The organism is uncultured Roseobacter sp. (assembly GCF_947493125.1).
Lineage (GTDB): Bacteria > Pseudomonadota > Alphaproteobacteria > Rhodobacterales > Rhodobacteraceae > Roseobacter.
In genome coordinates this window covers 47,187-66,946 of record NZ_CANLQB010000006.1, presented here as the reverse complement: position 1 = coordinate 66,946, position 19,760 = coordinate 47,187, and the positions used below count along the sequence as shown (strand labels likewise).

The following is a 19,760-nucleotide window of genomic DNA, read 5'->3' as shown; positions in this document are numbered from 1 at the left end:
CCCAGCTGCGGTTCGGATCATAGCCGTGCTCCAGCGCCGTCAAGATCGCCCGGGCTCGCCTTGCGCACGCCCATCAGGCCGTGAGTTGCCGCCACCACCAAGGGGTAGAACAGCATTGTCATGATTGTCTCGAAAACCGTCAAGCCGAACGGGGGCAGATCGACCAGCGTGATGATCAATCCTCCGCGATAGAGGACCGCGACCCCTGCGATGACAATGGAGACACGCAGCCATTCGCTGGCAAACCCGGTGTCCCGAAAGCCGCGCGCCCGTTTTTTGAGGTTTTCACATCCGAGCAGCGCGGCCATGGCCCACAGGCCCGGCGGCCGTTGCAACAGCAGGTCCGCAAGCAGGAACAGGGCGGCCAGAGCGGGCATCGGCACATATTCGGGACGGCGCAGAGACCAGGCGCAGGCAAAGGCCAGCAGAAGATCGGGCCCGACCCAGCGGCGTGGTGTCGTCTCCAGCGGAAGAAGGTGGAAGAACAGGATCACGCAGACAAGCAGCACGAATCCGATCCGCATGGTCCAAAGCCGGGCCTGTGGCATCTCGCTCATTGGCTGAGTTCCTCGCGCGCGATCTGGGGCTGTGGCGGGAGTTGCGGCCCGATGATCTCGGCCGTGTCGGAGACCGGGTCGGTTCCGTGGTGCCGCAGCACCCGCAGGAACTCGAGCCGCTGATAGTCCGCTGACAGCCGCACGCGCAGCTGGCCCCCGGGATCAAGGGCGACCTGCCCGATGAGCAGCCCCGGTGGGAACACGCCGCCATCTCCTGAACTGATCACACGATCGCCGGGGCGCACCTGGTCGCTGTCTTCGAGAAACTCGATGGGCGGGGCGGCGGAGTTGTCGCCGGCGACGATCACCCGCTGACCTGAGGGCTGGATCGTTGCCGGAATGCGGCTCGATGCGTCGGTCAGCAGGATCACCCGAGCGGTGTTTTCGCCAACGCCCGAGATGCGCCCGACGACCCCGATGCCATCCATCGTCGCCCACCCATCGACCACGCCGTCGCGGGCCCCGACATTCAGCAGAACGGACTGCCGGAAGGGTGAGCCGCTGTCCGCCAGCACCACGCCGGTGATATACGTGAGGCGCGGGTCGAGCCGAACCTTGTTCAGATCGAGCAGGCGCGCATTCTCCTGCTCCAATTGCAACGCCGCCTCTTTCCAGGCCTGCATGCGCCGGAGTTCAGACCGCAACTCGCTGTTCTGCTCGGCGAGGCGCTGGTAACTCTGGAAATTCTTCAACAGGTTGATGGCGCCCGTCACCGGTGCCATAGCCCAATCGAGGCTGGGCACGAAGGTGTCCGTCACCTGCGCCCGGAACCGCTCGACCCTCGGGCTGTCGATGCGCCAGACGAGAAAGACCGCCAGCAGACATAAGACCACGATGCTGAGCAGCAACCGGCGGACGGGGCCGGTGTATTCGCTGCTGCTGGGGCGGTCTTTTGCCATCTCTCTGCGGTCTCCTGCCCCCGGTGGAGGCAGGGCAGACCTGCCACTGAGCGGGGGTGCGATCAGATGCGCTTAACTGTCGTAGTCTATCGCGTGGCGCAATTGTTTTTCATATTCCAAGGCCTTACCGGTACCCAGGGCCACGCAGTTCAGCGACTCGTCGGCGATGGAGACGGCGAGGCCAGTCTGTTCGCGCAGCGCCAGGTCAAGATCCCCCAGCAGCGCGCCGCCGCCTGTCAGCATCACACCGCGGTCGACGATGTCGGCGGCCAGATCGGGGGGGGTGGTCTCCAGTGCGGTCATCACCGCCTCGCAGATCTGCTGCACCGGCTCGGCCAGCGCTTCGGCAATCTGGGCCTGGGTGACCTCAATCTCTTTGGGGACACCGTTCAGCAGGTCGCGCCCGCGGATCTGCATGGAGGTGCCGCGCCCGTCGTCGGGCATGCGGGCGGTGCCGATGGAGGTTTTGACCCGCTCCGCCGTCGTTTCGCCGACCAGCAGGTTCTGCTGACGCCGCAAATAGCTGATGATCGCTTCGTCCATGCGGTCTCCACCGACGCGCACGGACCGCGCATAGACAATGTCGCCAAGGCTCAGCACCGCCACTTCGGTCGTCCCACCACCGATGTCGACCACCATGTTGCCGGTGGGGTCCGTGATGGGCATGCCAGCGCCGATGGCTGCCGCAATCGGCTCGGCGATCAGCCCGGCGCGCCGGGCGCCTGCGCTCAGCACCGACTGGCGGATGGCGCGTTTCTCAACCGGTGTGGCGCCATGGGGCACGCAGACGATGATCTTGGGTTTGGAGAAGGTCGACCGCTTATGCACCTTGCGGATGAAGTGCTTGATCATCTCCTCCGCCGTATCGAAATCGGCAATCACGCCCTCGCGCATCGGCCGGATGGCTTCGATGCTGCCAGGTGTGCGGCCCAGCATGAGCTTGGCATCTTCGCCCACCGCCAGCACCTTCTTCACCCCGTCCTTGACGTGATAGGCGACGACCGAGGGTTCGGACAGAATCACGCCGCGGCCCTTCACGTAGACGAGCGTGTTGGCAGTGCCGAGGTCGATGGCCATATCCGATGAAAACAGCCCGCGGATTTTGTCAAACATTCTGTTGATACCTTGCCCGAAATTCTTCGAGCCCGCGCTTTTCCGGAAGGCGGGCTTTCCACTCTTATAGGCTTAGGCGTTAAAGGGTGAAAGAGGCGTTAACGATGATGTAAGCATCATGTTGCTTTCGGCAAAATCATCGTCTAGGGCGCTCCGGGCCGTCAAAGCCCGGAGCCGAGGCTGGTCAGCTCACGTCCTTGTAGCTGATCTCGCGCTTGTCGCTGCCTGCCTTCTCGCGGCGGACAAGCAGGCGGTTCAGTGCATGGATGTAAGCCAGCGCCGAGGCCACGACCGTGTCGGTATTGGCCGACTGGCCCGTCACGATGCGCCCCTCTTCTTCCATGCGCACGGACACGGTTGCCTGTGCGTCGGTGCCTTCGGTGACGGCGTGTACCTGGTACAACTGCAGCCGGGCCGTATGCGGCACCAGCGCCTTGATCGCGTTGAAGGAGGCATCAACGGGGCCATCGCCGGTCTGCGTCGTGGACTTCTCTTCGCCGTCGATTTCCATCACCAGATCAGCCTGTTGCGGGCCATCGGTGCCGCAAACCACCTTGAGCGACTTGAGCTTCAGGCGGTCATTCTCCGGGTCGGTCGAGGTGCGCATCAGCGCAATGAGGTCGTCGTCGTAGATCTCCTTCTTGCGGTCGGCCAGCTCCTTGAACCGCACGAAGACGTCCTTGAGCTGGTTGTCCCCCAGTTCGAACCCGAGGTCCTCCAGTTTCGAGCGCAGCGCGGCACGGCCCGAGTGCTTGCCCATCACGAGGTTGGTTTCGGACAGCCCGACATCCTCGGGACGCATGATCTCGAAGGTCTCGGCGTTTTTCAGCATGCCATCCTGGTGGATGCCGCTCTCATGGGCAAAGGCGTTCTTGCCGACGATGGCCTTGTTAAACTGCACCGGAAAGCCCGAGACGGTGGCGACACGGCGCGAGATGTTCATGATCTTGGTGGCGTCAATGCCGGTCCGGAAGGGCATGATGTCGTTGCGCACTTTCAGCGCCATGACGACCTCTTCCAGCGCGGTGTTGCCGGCGCGCTCGCCCAAGCCGTTGATCGTGCATTCGATTTGCCGCGCACCGGCCTCGACCGCGGCGAGGGAGTTGGCCGTGGCCATCCCCAGATCGTTGTGGCAGTGGGTGGCGAAGGTGATCTCGTCGGCGCCCGGCACGCGATTGATCAGCATGCGGATCAGCTCCGCCGACTCACGCGGGGCGGTGTAGCCCACGGTGTCCGGGATGTTGATCGTTGTTGCCCCGCATTTGATCGCGATCTCGACCACGCGGCAGAGATAGTCCTCCTCCGTGCGCGTCGCATCCATCGGCGACCACTGCACGTTGTCACAGAGGTTGCGGGCATGGGTCACCGTCTGTTCGATGCGTTCGGCCATCTGGTCCTTGTCGAGGTTGGGGATCGCCCGGTGCAGCGGGGACGTGCCGATAAACGTATGAATACGTGGGCGTTTTGCGTGCTGCACCGCTTCCCAGCAGCGGTCGATATCGCCGATCTGGGCGCGGGCCAGCCCGCAGATGACCGAAGTTTGGGTCTGCTTGGCAATCTCGCTCACGGCGGCGAAATCCCCTTCGGAGGCGATGGGGAACCCTGCTTCGATGATGTCCACGCCCATCTCGTCGAGCAGCCCAGCAATCTCGAGCTTCTCGGCATGGGTCATGGTTGCGCCCGGGCTCTGCTCGCCGTCGCGCAGGGTGGTGTCAAAAATCAGGACACGGTCCTGTTTCGCTTTGTCTGTCATGTCTTTGGTCTTTCGTTTCTGCTGTGGTCCTTGGCGCGCGGCACGATCCTCTGAGCGGGCGCGCCGACGGGCACGCTCAGAGGCGGGCTAGCAGCAGCAGAGCGGCGGCTGGGCGCAAGGAATAGCGCAGGCATATGATATGCGACACAGGTGCCATGCGCGTAGTTATACGCAGGCTGACGCAAATGGGAAGGTGGTTTTTGCGCCGGGATCGGTGCGGCGGCTGCGACCTTTGAGCCTTGCGGGGTTGAAGGGACAGAGCGTCCGCCTAGGTGGCCGCGGATGAAAAGAGTATTGATCGTAGGGGCTTCTGGCGGGATCGGACAGGCAATGGTCGCCGCCTGTCAGGCGCGGGGTGATGACGTGACGGCGCTGTCGCGGTCGCAGGACGGGCTTGAGATCACCGACGAGGCCTCGGTTGCGCATCACCTCAGCGGGCTGGAGGGCGCGTTCGATCTGGTGCTGGTGACCACGGGGGCTCTGGAGATCGACGGGGCAGCGCCTGAGAAGTCGATCAAGGCCGTGACAGCCAAGACGATGATGGATCAGTTCGCCGTGAATGCGCTGGGGCCAGCGCTGGTTTTGCGCCATGCGGCGGAGCTGTTACCGCGGGACCGTCAGGCCGTGTTGGCGGTGCTCTCGGCGCGGGTGGGCTCTATTGGCGACAACCGGATCGGCGGGTGGGTCAGCTATCGCAGCGCCAAGGCGGCGGTGAACCAGATCGTGCACACGACGTCGATCGAGCTCAGCCGGACGCACAAGCAGTCGGTCTGTGTGGCGCTGCATCCCGGAACGGTCGCGACGCCTTTTACAGAGAAGTATCTGGGGCGGCATCCCGCCGTGCCACCGGAGGAGGCGGCGGAGAATTTGTTGAACGTGATCAGTGCGTTGACACCGGAGCAGACCGGACAGTTCTTTGACTGGGCCGGGAAGGCGGTGCCCTGGTGAACCGCCTTGTTCTGGTATTGGGTGATCAGCTGAGCGCAGGGTTGAGCGCGCTGCGTGAGGCCGACCGCGACAGCGATGTGGTGGTCATGGCCGAGGTCGCGGACGAGACCGATTATGTGCGGCACCACCCTAAGAAGATCGCGCTGATCTTCGCGGCGATGCGCAAGTTTGCGGCGCGGCTGCGGGACGAGGGCTGGGATGTGCGGTATACGCAGCTGGAAGATACGCAGACCGCAGGCTCCATCGTCGGCGAGCTGCTGCGGCGTGCGGAGGAGACGGGCGCGTCGGAGGTTCTGGCGACGGAGCCCGGAGAGTGGCGCCTGATCGACAAGCTGAAGCACGCGCCGATCACCACGCATATCCTGCCGGACGACCGATTTATTGCGTCACATCAAGAGTTTGAAGATTGGGCCGAGGGGCGCAAGGCGCTGCGGATGGAGTATTTCTATCGCGAGATGCGGCGCAAGACGGGGCTCTTGATGGAGGGCTCTGATCCGGTGGGGGGAAAGTGGAATTTCGACCATGAGAACCGCAAGCCGGCGCCGGGTGAGGTCGACTTCAACGGGCCGATGCAGTTCACGCCGGATGAGACCGTTGAGGAGGTGCTGGCGCTGGTGGAGGCACGGTTTGGCAACCACTTCGGTGAGCTGCGGCCCTTCTGGTTTGCGACCACGGAAGGGGAGGCGCGGCGGGCGCTTTCGCATTTCATTTCAAAGGCTTTGCCGAAGTTCGGCGACTATCAGGATGCGATGTTGGCTGACAACCGGTTTCTCTATCACGCGGTGATCTCGGCCTATATCAACATCGGGCTGCTGGACCCGCTGGAGGTCTGCGAAAAGGTGGCGGAGGCCTATGCAGCAGGGGACGTGCCGATCAACGCCGCCGAAGGGTTTATCCGCCAGATCATCGGCTGGCGCGAGTACATGCGGGGCATATATTTCCTGAAAGGGCCCGAGTATGTGACGGGCAATGCGCTGGGGCATTCCCGTGACCTGCCGGAGCTCTTCTGGGGCGGTGAGACGAAGATGCGGTGTCTCGAAAAAGCGGTGGAGCAGACGGCGACGGAGGCCTATGCGCATCACATCCAACGCCTTATGATCACGGGGAATTTCGCGCTTTTGGCAGGGATTGATCCGCATCAGGTACACGAGTGGTATCTGGCCGTCTATATGGACGCGTTTGAATGGGTCGAGGCGCCCAACACGGTGGGGATGAGCCAGTTTGCCGACGGGGGTGTGATCGCCTCGAAGCCCTATGTGTCGAGCGGGGCGTATATCAACCGGATGTCGGATTACTGCAAGGGCTGCGCCTATTCGGTCAGCAAGAAGACGGGTGACGGGGCTTGCCCCTTCAACCTGCTCTACTGGCATTTCCTTGACCGGCATCGGGAGCGGTTCAAGGACAATGCGCGTATGGGGAACATGTACCGGACCTGGGACCGGATGGATGCGGACCGGCGCGAGATGGTCATCGCGGAGGCGGGGGCGTTTCTGCAGCGGCTGGAGGCGGGCGACAAGGTCTGAAGGGGGCGCGCGGCGGGATTTTGACCGCCGGGCGCCGAATCGGGGGTTAACGCCTGTGTTTCATGGCAAATGCCACGTCGGTATCACGTCGGTATTCTGTCGGTATTGCGTCGGTGCGGATGTCGGTGTCCGCCGGGGTTAACAGGGCGGCCTTTACTTTTGGACGACACTTTTGGCCGACACGTTTGGCCGGTCTGCCGGCGCTCGGCTGCGCCCTCGCCCCGCCCACCGTCCCGTGAGCCGTTGCGCGGGATTTGCCGAGATTTGGATGCAATAACGCAAGTGAATTTTTTTCTTTTGTCGCTAGAGCCGCCGTTGTAGCGGGTGAGAGCATAGGATCCGGAGCACAACCATGGCCAGCGTGAGACATCGAAAGGCATGCCAGCACTGCGCGTCGCGTCCGGGGTCTGCCTTCACTGAAGAGATCACCATGGCCTTCCAGCCCATCTTCGATGTTGAGACGGGGCGTGTTTTTGCGCAGGAGGCGCTGGTGCGCGGCAAGGACGGGCGCAGCGCGGGCGAGATTTTTCAGAAAGTGACGGATGAGAACCGGTACCGGTTCGATCAGCTGTGCCGGACCACTGCAATCGAAGTGGCGACCCGGCTGGGCCTGGAGGACGGGCTGTCGATCAACTTCATGCCGAACGCCGTTTATGAACCGCTGCACTGTATTTCGCACACGCTCTGGACCGCCGACAAATACGATTTCGACGTGAGCCGGATCATTTTCGAGTTTACCGAAACGGAACTGGTCCGGGATGTGTCGCATCTCAAGACCATCATCGAGACCTACAAGGAGATCGGCTTTCGGACCGCCATCGACGATTTTGGCGCGGGGTTTTCCGGGCTGAACCTGCTGGCGGATGTGGTGCCGGACCTGATCAAGCTCGACCGGCATCTGATCACGGGGCTGCACAGGGATGCGGTGCGGCGGGCGATCGTGGCGCGGACCAAGCAGCTCTGCGACGATCTGGGCGTCGTGGTGATTGCCGAGGGGGTCGAAACCGCCGACGAGCTCGACGCGCTCCGGGAGCTTGGCATCACGCTGGTGCAGGGGTATTACCTGTGCCGCCCGCAATTCGAGCAGATCGTCTCGCGCCCCAGCTACCTGCAGCGCTAGCGCGGCGCTGTCCCGGGCGCCGGTGCGGCGGTGGGAGATTTATGGTCGCCGGCGCAGGAGCGCGATGGCGCCGAAGCCCGCCAGCAGCAGCGGCAGGGAAGCGGGCAGCGGCACCGCAGCGGGGGACGGCGGGCTGGAGACCTGCAAGCCGCGGAGCATCGCGAAACTAGCGTTATGTGTCAGCGTGTAGGTTTCGCCTGCCAGAAAAATCGGGATGGTGCCCATGTCGAAGGCGAATGTGCCCCTCGATCCGATGTCGTTGCGACCTGAGGTGCCGTTCGCCCCGCTGAGCTGGAACTCTGCGGAGCTGGTCGCAAGTCCGATGCTGTATGTGTCGATGATCGTATCGACGCCGAAGACCAGATCGACGCTGACAAGTAGTTCCCAACCGATATCGCCAAGGTATATTCCAAAGGCGTCTACCTCGACAGACCCGCCGCGGGTTTGAGTGTTCTGGAAGGTCAGTGAGAAGTCCCCGGCTCTCACCGTATCCCCATTATTGACGGAATTATCCGCAAATGCCGGCGCGTTATCGGTGAAGTCCAGTGTGGCCGTGGCGGATTGTGCGGGCAGGGCTGTGGCGGTGAGGGCGCAGAAGAGCGCGATTTTCAGAAGTGTCATGGGTCAATCCCTTCAGTATGTAAAAAAGTAAAGCCGGGTCGCTCAGGCCCGGCGTTGCCGTAGAACGGCGATGGCGCCGAAACCCGCGAGCAGGAGCGGCAGAGAAGCAGGCAGCGGGACGACGGCGGGGGACGGCGCGGCGGAGAGCCCCAGTCCGCTGAGCAGGGAGTGTTGGCTGAACCCGTTGACGTTGTGGCTAAATGTGTAGGTTTCACCGGCCTTGAAAAACGGGATTGAGCCCATGTCGAATGGATTCGTCCCACGCGACCCGAAGCTGTTCGCACCCGAAGTGCCGTTGACCCCGCTGAGCTGGAACGTTTTGTCCCCTGCGTTCCGGGTAAACCCGATGTCGTAGGTCTCGATGATCGCATCGATGTTGAAGACCAGATTGAGCGTGATGATCGTATTGTCGAAGAAGTTGTTGAAGCTCATGCCGGAGCGGCTCGCAGAACCGGTACTTGTCGATTTTATGTTCACGTCCTGGAACGTCAGCACAAAGCCGCCGGCGCTCACACTGTCACCGTTATTGACATAGCGGTCCCTGAAGTCAGGCACGGCTTCACGTCGTAGATCGAGCGTGACCGTGGTGGCATGGGCGGGCAGTGCGATTGCGGTCAGGGCGCAGAAGAGCGCGATTTTCAGAAGTGTCATACTATCCCCAATTTTTTGAAAGAATGCCCATGCTGTTCAGCATCCTCCGGGGCTTTGGGGAAAGGGGCGCGCGCGATTTTGTCCCGGATGCGCTTACATTTGTCCGAAATGGGGTGGCCGGTGCCGGGGAGGATGGGGCTGGTCGGGCCGGTGGGGCGGCGCTGGGCTGCGCCCTCGCCCCGCCCGCCGTCCCGCTTTTACGTTTTGGACCCGGGTCAGGCCCAGTCTTGCATTTGCGGGTCAGTCGCGCATTATTCGTTCAGAAATTGAATTGATTTTATTAATAGAGACGTTTTTCGCACATGATGAGCTGTCGGCGTCGGGCGATGACGATGTTCTGATCAAGGCGGCTTGGCGGTTTCGGCCAGTATTTTGACAAGACGATTACGGGGGAACGGACATTGTATGAGTTTATAAGGCGCCACATTGGGTGGACTGTCAGTGGCATGCTGGCAATCGCGGCAATCGCCTTCTGGGTCTACGTGAGATATGTCAGCGCTCAGGCGCCAGAGACCGGCATCGATCCGTTGTTCATCGCCTTCGAGACGATCCTATCCGCTTTGGCGGTCGGTCTTGTTCTTGTTTTCATTCAAAAGATCGGTGAGCGATACTCTGTCGAGGAACGCATTCGCGAACTCAAGGATACGATTGAAAGCGAAAGGGAAGAACTGGAGTTCCGCATGGACGATATCCGTCGGCGGACGGAGAACGCTCTGCAACTGAAGTTTGGTCACGGGCTGGACGGTATTGCCGAAGATCCGAATGAACTGGAACACATTCAGCGGCTGAAGGAGGGGCATGTTTATTGGCTGAACACATTGTTTCGTGATGCGGAACGAAACATGGTCGCTATTCTGGAGGCGGTAAAGCAGGGGACGCATGTCAACCTGCTGATGATGTCGCCGTTCAGCGATTACGCCGAGATACGGGGCCGCTATACCGCACCGGATTTCTCCAATCCGGCCTCTGTGGAGAGCAACAAGGAGTCCTATGGCAAGCAGCTTGCTGCGAGTTTCAGTTTCATGCTGACGCACTACGAGCAATATGAGCGCCTCAAGCAAGAGACCCCGGGCATCGGTGAGTTGAACATCCGGTTTTACGACGATCCGGCGGGCTTGCCGATCCTGATCGTCAAGAGCGGCGATGTGATGGAGGCCTATTCCGGGTTCTATCTCAACAGTGTGTCCAGCCAGATGCCCTATATCAAGTGGTCCGAGACAATCGGCGGTGAAGCCTTCATCAAGAACCTCGAGGATTACTTTGAGCGCAAATGGTACTTTGCCGCAGACAACGGTCTGGAAGACATCAGAGAGCGGGTTCGGGCGAAGAAACCCGAACTGCTGGATCAGGAGGTTGTTGCAGATATTGCGCCGACCTGATGTGACCGTGACCGACGGCTTCGAGCCGACCGCTGCAGGTTCCGACATAAGCCCGGCGGCTGGCGGGGCGCGTTATCCGTCCGTCAGCGCGCCGTTTTCCCAGTCGCCCGTGGCTTCTTCGCCGGTGGCATAGCGCATGGTGCCGGTGCCCTGGCGCTTGCCTGCGGCGAACATGCCTTCGTAGACATCGCCGTTGGCGTAGGTGGCCACGCCCATGCCTTCGATCTCGCCCTCGACCCAGGCGCCGTCGTAGGTGAACCCGGAGGGCATGGTGATCTTGCCCTGCCCGTGGCGCTGTCCGTTTTCGAAATTGCCCACATAGACGGTGCCATCGGGGTAGGTGGCGGTGCCCTGGCCCTGGCGCTGTCCGTCGACCCAGGTGCCGTCGTATTTGTAGCCATCGGCATACATCATCACGCCCTGGCCGTGGTTGCGGGCGTTCTTGAAGTCGCCTTCATAGACCACGCCGTTGGTGTAGGTGGCCTTGCCCTTCCCGTCGATCACGCCGGTTTTCCACGCGCCCTCGTAGGTCGAGCCATCGGGGTAGGTGATCAGCCCTTCGCCATCGGCGAGCCCGTCCGAGAAGCTGCCCACATAGACCGAGCCGTCGGGGTAGACCACGCGGCCCTGGCCTTCGATCTCACCCGCAACCCAGGAGCCGGTGTAGGTATAGCCGTCCTGCGCGGTGAAGGTGCCCTGGCCCTCGCGCAGGTCGTTCGCGAACTCACCCTCGTAGGTGTCGCCATTGGCGTAAACCACCTTGCCGATGCCTTCGCGGCGCCCGGCCACCAGCTGGCCTTCGTAGACATCGCCGTTGGCCTGGGTGAGCTTGCCGGTGCCGTCGATCTGGCCGTCGCGCCAGAGCCCCACGTAGACCAGCCCGTCCGGCATGGTGAGCGTGCCCTGGCCCGCGCGCTTGCCGCCCTTGATCTCGCCCTCATAGACCGCCCCATCGGGGTAGGTGATGGTGCCGGTGCCGTCCTTGACGCCATCGACCCAGTCGCCCTTGTATTCATAGCCGCCCGGGCTCTGCATGGTGCCCTTGCCGTGGTGCTTGGCGTTGCGGAACTGGCCCTCGTAGCGCACGCCGTTGGCATAAAGGGCAATGCCGGTGCCCATGATCGCGCCGGACTGCCATTCGCCCTCGTAAGTGCCGCCGTCGGCGAAGGTGATCTTGCCGAAGCCATCGGGTTTGCCCTTGGCGAAGATGCCTTCGTAGACCGAGCCGTTGGGGAAGCGGGCGATGCCCTCGCCCTTGATCTCGCCGTCGACCCACTGGCCGGTGTACTCATACCCGTTGGGCAGCTTGTAGGTGCCGGTGCCATGCTGGACGCCGCCGCGGAAGGTGCCCTCGTAGACGCCGCCGTCGTCATATTGTTTGGTCAGGACCTGTCCGTCCTGGGCGACAAGCGTGCTTGGCAGAAAGGCAAGGCAGATGATCAGTCGGCGAAGAGACATGAGACCCCTTGGGCTTGACGTGGTTCTGTTGAGGGATTTGACCCCCTGGACAATCCCTTGTCGGAATCTAAGCAAAGGCGGCGGTGGGGGCAATCTTCTTTTCTGTGATTGGCGCGCCGGGAGGCTTTTCACGCGCACGCAATCTGCTACATGGCGGTGGACCGGCGAAGAAGGGCAGGGCGCATGGCGGATCGATTTCGGATAACTCTGGGGCAGCTCAACCCCACGGTGGGCGATCTGGCGGGCAATGCGGCGCTGGCGCAGGAGGCCTGGGACGCGGGGCGCGCGGCGGACGCCGATCTCGTGGCGCTGCCCGAGATGTTTCTGACCGGGTACAACGCGCAGGATCTGTGGATGCGCCAGGCGTTCCAGCTGGATGTGGCGCGGCATGTGGAGGCCTTGGCGGAGGCCTGTGCCGAGGGGCCCGCGCTGGCCATCGGCGCGCCCTGGGTCGAGGGGGCCAAGCTCTACAACGGGTATCTGATCCTCAAGGGCGGGCGGATTGCATCTCAGGTGCTGAAGCATCACCTGCCCAATGGCACCGTTTTCGATGAGGTGCGGATTTTCGATGCAGGGCCGTTGGGTGGGCCTTATTCGGTCGGGAATTCCCGCGTGGGCTCGCCCATCTGCGAGGATGCCTGGCACGAGGATGTGGCCGAGACGCTGGCCGAGACGGGCGCGGAGTTCCTGCTGGTGCCCAATGGCTCGCCTTATGATCGCAAGAAGTTCGAGGTGCGGCTCAACCACATGGTGGCGCGGGTCGTGGAGACGGGCCTGCCGCTGGTCTATCTCAACATGGTGGGCGGGCAGGATGATCAGGTGTTCGATGGGGGCTCCTTTGGGCTGAACCCAGGCGGGGCCTTGGCGGTGCAGTTGCCGGTCTTTGAGGAGACGGTCGCCCATGTGGATCTGGAGCGCACCGGCGAGGGCTGGCGTGTGGTCGAGGGCGAGAAGGCGCCGCGCCCGGAGGCCTGGGAGCAGGACTACCGGGTGATGGTGACATCGTTGCGCGACTACTGCCGCAAGACGGGGTTCGGCCGCGTGCTGCTGGGGCTCTCGGGCGGGGTGGATTCCGCGCTGGTGGCGGCGATTGCTGTGGATGCGCTGGGAGCGGAGAACGTGCGCTGTGTGATGCTGCCATCGGAGTATACCAGTGCTGCGTCGCTGGAGGATGCCGAGGCCGTGGCGCAGGCACTGGGCTGCCGCTATGACTATGTGCCGATTTCGGGGCCGCGCGCGGCGGTGACCGAGACGCTGGCGCCGCTCTTCAATGGCACGGAGCCCGATCTCACTGAGGAGAACATCCAGTCGCGGTTGCGGGGGCTCCTGTTGATGGCGCTCAGCAACAAGTTCGGCGAGATGCTGCTGACCACGGGCAACAAGTCCGAGGTGGCCGTGGGTTATGCGACGATCTACGGCGATATGGCGGGCGGCTACAATCCGATCAAGGACCTCTACAAGACGCGCGTGTTCGAGACCTGCCGCTGGCGCAACGCCAATCACCGCGACTGGATGCAGGGGCCGGAGGGCGTGGTAATCCCGCAACGGGTGATCGACAAGCCGCCCTCGGCCGAGCTGCGCGACGATCAGAAGGACAGCGACAGCCTGCCGGACTACCCCGATCTCGATGCGATGCTGGAGATCCTCGTGGACCGGGCGGGCTCGATCGAGGATTGCGTGGCGGCGGGGTTCGCCCGCGATGTGGCCAAGAAGGTCGAACACCTGATTTATATCAGTGAATACAAGCGCTTCCAGTCCGCGCCGGGGGCGCGGCTGACGGAAGGCGCGTTCTGGCTCGACCGGCGCTATCCGATTGTGAACCGGTGGCGCGATCCGTCCTGAGGACGCGGTGGCCCGAAGGCCCACCGTCACCTGCCGGTTCGACGCGCCGGGCAGGCAGGTCAGGTGGGCTTTCAGGCCACCCCGGCGCACAGGCTTGTGACTGGACGCGCGCACCGCGGAGCGCCATCGTCCTGAAAAACACTGGAGAGCCCCTCTATGCGTCCTTTGTCTTTGCTTGCGTCGGCCCTGCTTTTCTGTGGCGGCCCGGCGTTGGCCTGCGGGCCGGATACCAATTGCCCCCTAGGTGACCGGCACTACCGCATCGCCATGCCGAAAGGGCATGACGGCACCACCCCGGTGCCTGCGATTGTCTTTTCGCACGGCTATCGCGGCTCGGCGCAGGGCGTGATGCGCAACGGGTCGCTGCGGCGTATGGCCTCCGAGATGGGCGTGGCGCTGATTGCGGCCAAGTCCGAGGGCGACGACTGGGTCATCCCCAATGCGCCGCGCCATATGGAGACGGATGGCGCGCCGGAGTTCGATTACTTCGCCGCCCTTCTGGACGACGCCATGGCGCACTATCCCATCGACGGCGATAGGATCGTGGCGACAGGGTTCAGTGCGGGCGGCATGATGACCTGGAACCTTGCCTGCTCCATGAGTGACCGCTTTGCGGGCTTCATCCCGATCTCAGGCACCTTCTGGCTGAAGCCGCCCGAGACCTGTGCGGGTCCTGTCGCCAGCATCGTGCACATCCACGGCACCGCCGACCGGACAGTGCCGCTCGACGGGCGGCCCATCGGCCCCACGCATCAGGGCAAGGTGAGCGCGGCGCTGGAGATGTACCGCAGCTATGGTGATTTCGAGCGACGGAGCGAAGCCACCTACGGTGATCTGGAGTGCGTCGAGGAGGCAAGCGCCACGGGCGAGATGCTCAAGTTCTGTCTCTTCGAGGGAGGTCACGCCTTCCGCACCGAATTCGTTCGGTTCGGGTGGGATCAGTTGGCAGAGGCGGGGCGGCTCTGAACCGGCAGGTTCGGCGGGCTTTCAGGCCGCCGCCCCGCATCACCCTATAGCATCAGCTGATAGCTGTGTGGCACATAGGCAAAGCCTTCGCCCGCCGTCTCGACATAGCCGATCCCCGGCCAGGGCATGTGATAGCCCACGAACGCGGTCTTGTCTGCGGCCATCATGTCGAGCAGGCGCCGGCGGGTTGCTGCGGCGGCGGGTTTGTCCATGTCGAATTTCACCTCCCAGTCCGGGTGCGCCAGTGACCAGACATAGTGATTGGCGAAATCCGCGCCGATCACCAGCTGGGTGCCGCCGTCCTCGACCATGTAGACCATATGGCCCGGCGTGTGCCCGAAGGCGGCCATGGCGGTGAGGCCTGAGGTCACGGAGCCGCCGTCGTCGAGGAAGGCGAACTGCTCGGCGAAGGGTTGGATCTTGGCTTTGAAGTTGTCATTGTCCTGCGCGGCCCAGGCATCGAACTCGGCGCGACCGGTGAGGTAGCGGGCGTTCGGATAGGTGAGTGACCCATCCTCGCGGGTCATGCCGCCGATGTGGTCGCCGTGCATATGGGTGATCACCACCGCGTCGATCTGATCGGCGGTGTAGCCCGCCGCTTCCAGCGCGGCGGTGGTGCCCTCGCCCGACAGCCCGGTGTCAAAGATCACCAGCTCCGCGCCCGTGTTCACCACCGTGGGGGTGAAGAAGAATTGCGCGGCATCGGTGGGCAGGTTCGCCTCTGCCGAGACCGAGGCGAAGGTGTCGGCGTCCACGTTCAAACCAAAGATATTGTGCGGGCCCTCCACCGCCCGGCTGCCTGCAAGCAGGGTTGTCACGTCAAAGCCACCGACCTTGACGCGGTGAAACGGCGACATGCTGGGGCCCGTTATCGGGGCGGCAGCGCGGGCCACACCCGAGGCAGCGGCGAGCGGCAGAGCAGCGGCGCCCGCGAGAGCAGCGCGGCGGGAGACAGTGATCCGGTCGGACATGATCATTTTCCTTTTTCCTGTTGGATACCCTTTGAGGTAGTATGGGTCCGCGATGCGCCCATGAAAAACAACAGTGGCGCGATCATATTCCTGCGAGGTGGCCCGATGAGTGCGGCGGTGGATGTGGCGACATTTCTGGCAGCGGTCACACCTGACCGGCGGCAGCGCGAGGCGGGGGTGCTCGACCGGCTTTTCCGAGAGGTGACGGGCTGGGGCCCGCGGCTCTGGTCCGGCGGGATGCTGGGCTATGGCACCTATGACTACACCTATGCCTCCGGTCGGTCGGGGACGTTTTTCGCGACCGGCTTTGCGCCGCGCAAGGCGAAGCTCTCGGTCTACATCATGCCGGGATATGCGGATTTCAGCGCGATCCTCGAGAGGCTGGGCAAGCACAAGACCGGGAAGTCCTGTCTCTATGTCAACAAGCTGGAGGATGTGGATCTGGAGGTGCTGAAGCGGCTCATTCGCGCGGGGCTCGACGATCTGGGCACGCGCTGGCCGGTGCATCCCACATAAGCGCCTTGCTGGACAAATCTGCACGCCTGTGAGAGGACGCGAAGGAACAGGAGACATGCATGACCACCACCCGTTTCGCGCCGTCCCCCACCGGCCATATCCACATCGGCAACCTGCGCACCGCGCTGATGAACTACCTCATCGCGCGCAAAGCGGGCGGCACCTTCATCCTGCGCATTGACGACACCGATCCGGAGCGCAGCAAGGAAGAGTATGTCGACGGGATCAAGCAGGATCTGGAGTGGCTGGGGCTGCACTGGGACCGGGTGGAGCGGCAGTCGGCGCGGCTGGATCGCTATGCGGAGGCTGCGGACCGCCTGCGGGAGATTGACCGGTTTTATGAGGCGTTCGAGACGCCGACGGAGCTGGATCTGAAGCGGAAAAAGCAGCTCAACATGGGCAAGCCGCCGGTTTATGACCGGGCGGCCCTGGCGTTGAGTGAGGCGGAGAAGGAAGCCCTGCGGGCCGAGCGGGGCGCGGGGGTCTGGCGGTTCAAGCTCGATCAGGAGCGGATCGAGTGGGCAGACGGTATTCTGGGCGACATCTCGATTGATGCGGCTTCCGTCTCGGACCCGGTGCTCATTCGCGGGGACGGGCAGGTGCTGTATACGCTGGCCTCCGTGGTCGATGACACCGAGATGGGCGTGACCCATGTGGTACGCGGCTCGGACCATGTGACCAACACGGCGACGCAGATCCAGATCATTCAGACGTTGGGCGGCACGGTGCCCGAGTTTGCGCATCACTCGCTGCTGACCGGGCCACAGGGTGAGGCGCTGAGCAAGCGGCTGGGCACGCTGTCGTTGCGCGATCTGCGGGCGCATGGGGTGCAGCCGATGGCGCTGTTGAGCCTGATGGCACGGTTGGGATCCTCCGATCCGGTGGAACTGCGCAGCGAAATGGCGGAGCTGATCGAGGGGTTCGACATCTCGCGCTTTGGCTCCGCGCCGACGAAATTCGATGAGCAGGATCTGTTTCCGCTCACCGCGCGGTATCTGGCGGGGCTGCCGCTGGCAGAGGTCGCGGGCGCGATTTCCGATGCGGGCGTGCCGGAGGACAAGGCCGCACAGTTCTGGGAGGTGACGCGTGAGAACATCACCACGCTGCACGATCTTGCGGGCTGGTGGGCGATGATGCGCGATGGGGCGGAGCCGGTGATTGACGACGAGGACGCGGCCTTCGTGGCCGAGGCCATGGCGCTCTTGCCGGAGGGGCCGTTTGATGATCAGACCTGGGGGGCCTGGACGGGAGCGGTGAAAGAGGCCACGGGGCGCAAGGGGCGGGGGCTCTTCATGCCGCTGCGCAAGGCGCTGACGGGGCAAGCGCACGGGCCGGATATGTCAGCGCTTATGCCGCTCTTGCAGGTGGTCAAGGCGCGCGGATGAGCGCGCGTCCCGCATATGGGCTGGTGCGGGATTTGAGTATTTTTGGAAGGGTGAAGCTGCGGTGCGGTCGTGGCTGAGGCGCGGGCGAAGTTCCTGACAGGCAATCTTTTTGCCCATATCAGCGTGATGGCGAGCACCTTTTCCATCGGGTTGATGGCGGTCTTTGCGGTCGATTTCATCGACATGATTTTCATCGCCATGTTGGGCAAGGAAGAGCTGGCCGCGGCGGTGGGCTATGCGGCGGCGATCCTGTTTTTCAACACCTCGTTTGGCATTGGCATGGCGATTGCGGCAGGCGCTTTGGTGGCGCGGGCGCTGGGGGAGGGGAATACCGCGCAGGCGGAGGCGCGCAAGACCCATGCGCTGGCCTACGGCGCAATTTTTGGGGTCTGTTTTGCGGCTGTGGTCTGGACGCAGTTGCCATGGCTGGTGACGCTGTTGGGTGCGCGCGGAGAGACGGCGGAGCTGGCGCTGTCCTATCTGCGGATCACGGTGCCTGCGCTGCCGTTTCTGATGATCGGGATCATCGGCGGGGCGATCCTGCGCGCCCATGGGGATGCGCGGCGGGCGATGATGTCGACGATCTGGGGCGGGCTGGTGAATGCGGTGTTGGACCCGATCCTGATCTTTGGGTTCGGGCTGGAGCTGACCGGGGCGGCGCTGGCCTCGGTGGCGGCGAATATCGCGATTGCGGTGACGGCGCTGCGCCCGATCATGCGGTTTTATGGCGGGCTGGGGCGGCCTCAACTGGGGCCGATGCTGCGCGATCTGGGGCCGATTCTGGCGATTGCCGCGCCTGCGATCCTGACCCAGATTGCCACACCCGTGGGGCAGGCGATTGTCACGCGGGCCATGGCGCAGTTCGGCGAGGCGGCGGTGGCGGGGATGGCCATTGTGGGGCGGCTGACGCCGCTGGCCTTTGCGATCATCTTCGCGCTGTCGGGCGCGGTGGGGCCGATCCTGGGGCAGAACTTCGGCGCGCGGGATCATGCGCGGGTGCGGCGGGGGTTCAATGATGCGGTGCTGTTCACGGGGATCGTGATTGCGCTGGTGTCAGCGGTGCTCTTTGCGCTCAGGGGGCCGATTGCGGACCTCTTCGATGCGAGCGGTGTGACGCGGGATCTGGTGTTCCTGTTCTGCGGGCCGCTGTCGCTGCTGTTTTTCTTCAATGGCGTGCTGTTCGTAGGCAATGCGGCCTTCAACAACATGGGGCGGCCGTTTTATTCGACCTTCCTCAACTGGGGGCGGAACACGCTGGGCATGGTGCCGCTGGTGCTGGGGGGCGCGTGGCTTTTGGGGCCTTCGGGTGTGCTGATCGGACAGGCGCTGTCGGGGGTGATCTTCGGCTGCATTGCCTGGGCGCTGGCCCGGCGGGTGATGCGCGAGGCCATGGCCGAGGCGGAGCCGGTTGCGGCTTCAGAATTCGGGCGGCAGGGGCGCCTCGTGTCGCTGTTTCACCTGCGCCGATAGCGCGTCGAGATGGCCGTCGACCAGGGCGGTTTGCCGCTTTGTGAGCTGTTGATGGCGCGGATAGCGGGGGTCGGCGCGGTCGTTCAGGATGGGGGTGTCCCAGCCGTCGGTGGTCTCGAAGAACCGCTGCACGCCCGCCTCGCCGAAGACCTCGTGGAAGCCCTGGACCACCACGTCGAGGTAGCTGAGCAGGATCATCTGATTGCTGCGTTCCAGCATGTGTTCGCGCTGCACGGCGTAGACGGCGATCTCCGGCATGGCGGGGTGGGCGTGGGCGATGGCATCCTGCGCGGGCAGGCGGGCGTAGCCGCTTTCGCGGGCGTCGAGGGCGGCCCAATCGGCATTCGGCACAGCGGCGATGAGCCCGTCGATGCTGTGGCCCGGGGTTGGCACGCCGGTCAGCAGGACCACACCGAAGCGGGGTGTGGCGACCCAGGCGCGGCGCCAGCCGTTCAGCGTGGCGGGGTGCGGGTCGGGGTAGCTGTGGCTTTTGGTGTTCACCAGGCTGCCGTAGCCGAAAAAGTAGGGATCGCTCATGCGGTGTCTTTCGCGGAATTGCGCTGCACTCAAACATTTGATCGCGGCGGG

General features: G+C 63.5%; 18 protein-coding genes. 9 read left to right on the top strand and 9 right to left on the bottom strand.

The genetic code is table 11. The features are described 5' to 3' along the window. Window positions 1–17: 17 nt before the first annotated feature. From Q1A71_RS13980 to Q1A71_RS13965, 4 genes are all read right to left on the bottom strand, one after another. Entirely contained in the window at window positions 18–557 is a 540-nt protein-coding gene (locus tag Q1A71_RS13980; protein WP_299677253.1) for a rod shape-determining protein MreD, read from the bottom strand. Further along, the gene (gene mreC / locus Q1A71_RS13975) at window positions 554–1,456 is read right to left on the bottom strand and encodes a rod shape-determining protein MreC (RefSeq protein WP_299677250.1); all 903 of its coding nucleotides are present in this window, start codon (window positions 1,454–1,456) and stop codon (window positions 554–556) included. Before mreC ends, Q1A71_RS13980 begins: the two co-directional genes overlap by 4 nt. Window positions 1,457–1,528: 72 nt before the next feature. Next, window positions 1,529–2,569 (bottom strand): rod shape-determining protein, encoded by a 1,041-nt coding sequence (locus tag Q1A71_RS13970; RefSeq protein WP_195819615.1) that lies wholly within the window; start codon window positions 2,567–2,569, stop codon window positions 1,529–1,531. Between the two features lie 184 nt (window positions 2,570–2,753). After that, the gene (locus Q1A71_RS13965; protein ID WP_299677245.1) at window positions 2,754–4,322 is read right to left on the bottom strand and encodes a 2-isopropylmalate synthase; all 1,569 of its coding nucleotides are present in this window, start codon (window positions 4,320–4,322) and stop codon (window positions 2,754–2,756) included. A gap of 282 nt (window positions 4,323–4,604) precedes the next feature. Between Q1A71_RS13965 and Q1A71_RS13960 the strand changes: the two genes are divergently transcribed. From Q1A71_RS13960 to Q1A71_RS13950, 3 genes are all read left to right on the top strand, one after another. Beyond that, complete coding sequence (locus tag Q1A71_RS13960) at window positions 4,605–5,270, top strand: SDR family NAD(P)-dependent oxidoreductase (protein ID WP_299677242.1); 666 nt, start codon at window positions 4,605–4,607, stop codon at window positions 5,268–5,270. Beyond that, window positions 5,267–6,793, top strand: coding sequence for a cryptochrome/photolyase family protein (locus Q1A71_RS13955; RefSeq protein WP_299677239.1), 1,527 nt, complete (start codon window positions 5,267–5,269; stop codon window positions 6,791–6,793). The genes Q1A71_RS13960 and Q1A71_RS13955 overlap by 4 nt, the downstream gene beginning before the upstream one ends. A 430-nt stretch (window positions 6,794–7,223) precedes the next feature. Beyond that, window positions 7,224–7,913: an EAL domain-containing protein gene (locus tag Q1A71_RS13950; RefSeq protein WP_299677236.1), complete on the top strand. Its 690-nt coding sequence runs from the start codon at window positions 7,224–7,226 to the stop codon at window positions 7,911–7,913. A 39-nt stretch (window positions 7,914–7,952) separates the two neighbouring features. Here the strand turns inward: Q1A71_RS13950 and Q1A71_RS13945 are convergent, their stop codons facing one another. Both Q1A71_RS13945 and Q1A71_RS13940 read right to left on the bottom strand, forming a co-directional pair. Beyond that, entirely contained in the window at window positions 7,953–8,534 is a 582-nt protein-coding gene (locus Q1A71_RS13945) for a VPLPA-CTERM sorting domain-containing protein (protein WP_299677233.1), read from the bottom strand. 42 nt (window positions 8,535–8,576) lie between these two features. Then, on the bottom strand, window positions 8,577–9,185 hold the full coding sequence (locus tag Q1A71_RS13940) for a VPLPA-CTERM sorting domain-containing protein (protein ID WP_299677230.1): 609 nt from the start codon (window positions 9,183–9,185) through the stop codon (window positions 8,577–8,579). A gap of 446 nt (window positions 9,186–9,631) precedes the next feature. Here Q1A71_RS13940 and Q1A71_RS13935 point away from each other — a divergent pair, with 446 nt between their 5' ends. After that, window positions 9,632–10,564 (top strand): hypothetical protein, encoded by a 933-nt coding sequence (locus tag Q1A71_RS13935; protein ID WP_299677227.1) that lies wholly within the window; start codon window positions 9,632–9,634, stop codon window positions 10,562–10,564. Window positions 10,565–10,636: 72 nt separating this feature from the next. Here Q1A71_RS13935 and Q1A71_RS13930 read toward each other — a convergent pair whose 3' ends face one another. Further along, window positions 10,637–12,022: a 2-isopropylmalate synthase gene (locus Q1A71_RS13930; protein ID WP_299677224.1), complete on the bottom strand. Its 1,386-nt coding sequence runs from the start codon at window positions 12,020–12,022 to the stop codon at window positions 10,637–10,639. A 183-nt stretch (window positions 12,023–12,205) separates the two neighbouring features. On the opposite strand from Q1A71_RS13930, the gene Q1A71_RS13925 reads away from it, so the two are divergent. Together Q1A71_RS13925 and Q1A71_RS13920 are read left to right on the top strand one after the other, a co-directional pair. Next, window positions 12,206–13,864 (top strand): NAD+ synthase, encoded by a 1,659-nt coding sequence (locus tag Q1A71_RS13925; protein ID WP_299677220.1) that lies wholly within the window; start codon window positions 12,206–12,208, stop codon window positions 13,862–13,864. A 156-nt stretch (window positions 13,865–14,020) separates the two neighbouring features. Continuing rightward, a complete protein-coding gene (locus Q1A71_RS13920) occupies window positions 14,021–14,830 on the top strand; it encodes a prolyl oligopeptidase family serine peptidase (RefSeq protein ID WP_299677217.1) in 810 nt (269 codons plus the stop codon). Window positions 14,831–14,874: 44 nt separating this feature from the next. Here the strand turns inward: Q1A71_RS13920 and Q1A71_RS13915 are convergent, their stop codons facing one another. Then, entirely contained in the window at window positions 14,875–15,801 is a 927-nt protein-coding gene (locus Q1A71_RS13915; RefSeq protein WP_299677214.1) for an MBL fold metallo-hydrolase, read from the bottom strand. 105 nt (window positions 15,802–15,906) lie between these two features. Between Q1A71_RS13915 and Q1A71_RS13910 the strand changes: the two genes are divergently transcribed. The 3 genes from Q1A71_RS13910 (at window position 15,907) to Q1A71_RS13900 (ending at window position 19,172) form a co-directional block, all read left to right on the top strand. Next, on the top strand, window positions 15,907–16,317 hold the full coding sequence (locus Q1A71_RS13910; protein ID WP_299678084.1) for a DUF1801 domain-containing protein: 411 nt from the start codon (window positions 15,907–15,909) through the stop codon (window positions 16,315–16,317). A gap of 59 nt (window positions 16,318–16,376) precedes the next feature. After that, window positions 16,377–17,702, top strand: a complete 1,326-nt coding sequence (gltX, locus tag Q1A71_RS13905; RefSeq protein WP_299677211.1) for a glutamate--tRNA ligase — start codon at window positions 16,377–16,379, stop codon at window positions 17,700–17,702. Between the two features lie 69 nt (window positions 17,703–17,771). Continuing rightward, entirely contained in the window at window positions 17,772–19,172 is a 1,401-nt protein-coding gene (locus Q1A71_RS13900) for an MATE family efflux transporter (protein ID WP_299677208.1), read from the top strand. On the opposite strand, the gene Q1A71_RS13895 is transcribed toward Q1A71_RS13900, so the two are convergent. Beyond that, complete coding sequence (locus Q1A71_RS13895) at window positions 19,119–19,709, bottom strand: gamma-glutamylcyclotransferase family protein (RefSeq protein ID WP_299677205.1); 591 nt, start codon at window positions 19,707–19,709, stop codon at window positions 19,119–19,121. The genes Q1A71_RS13900 and Q1A71_RS13895 overlap by 54 nt on opposite strands. Window positions 19,710–19,760: the final 51 nt, after the last annotated feature.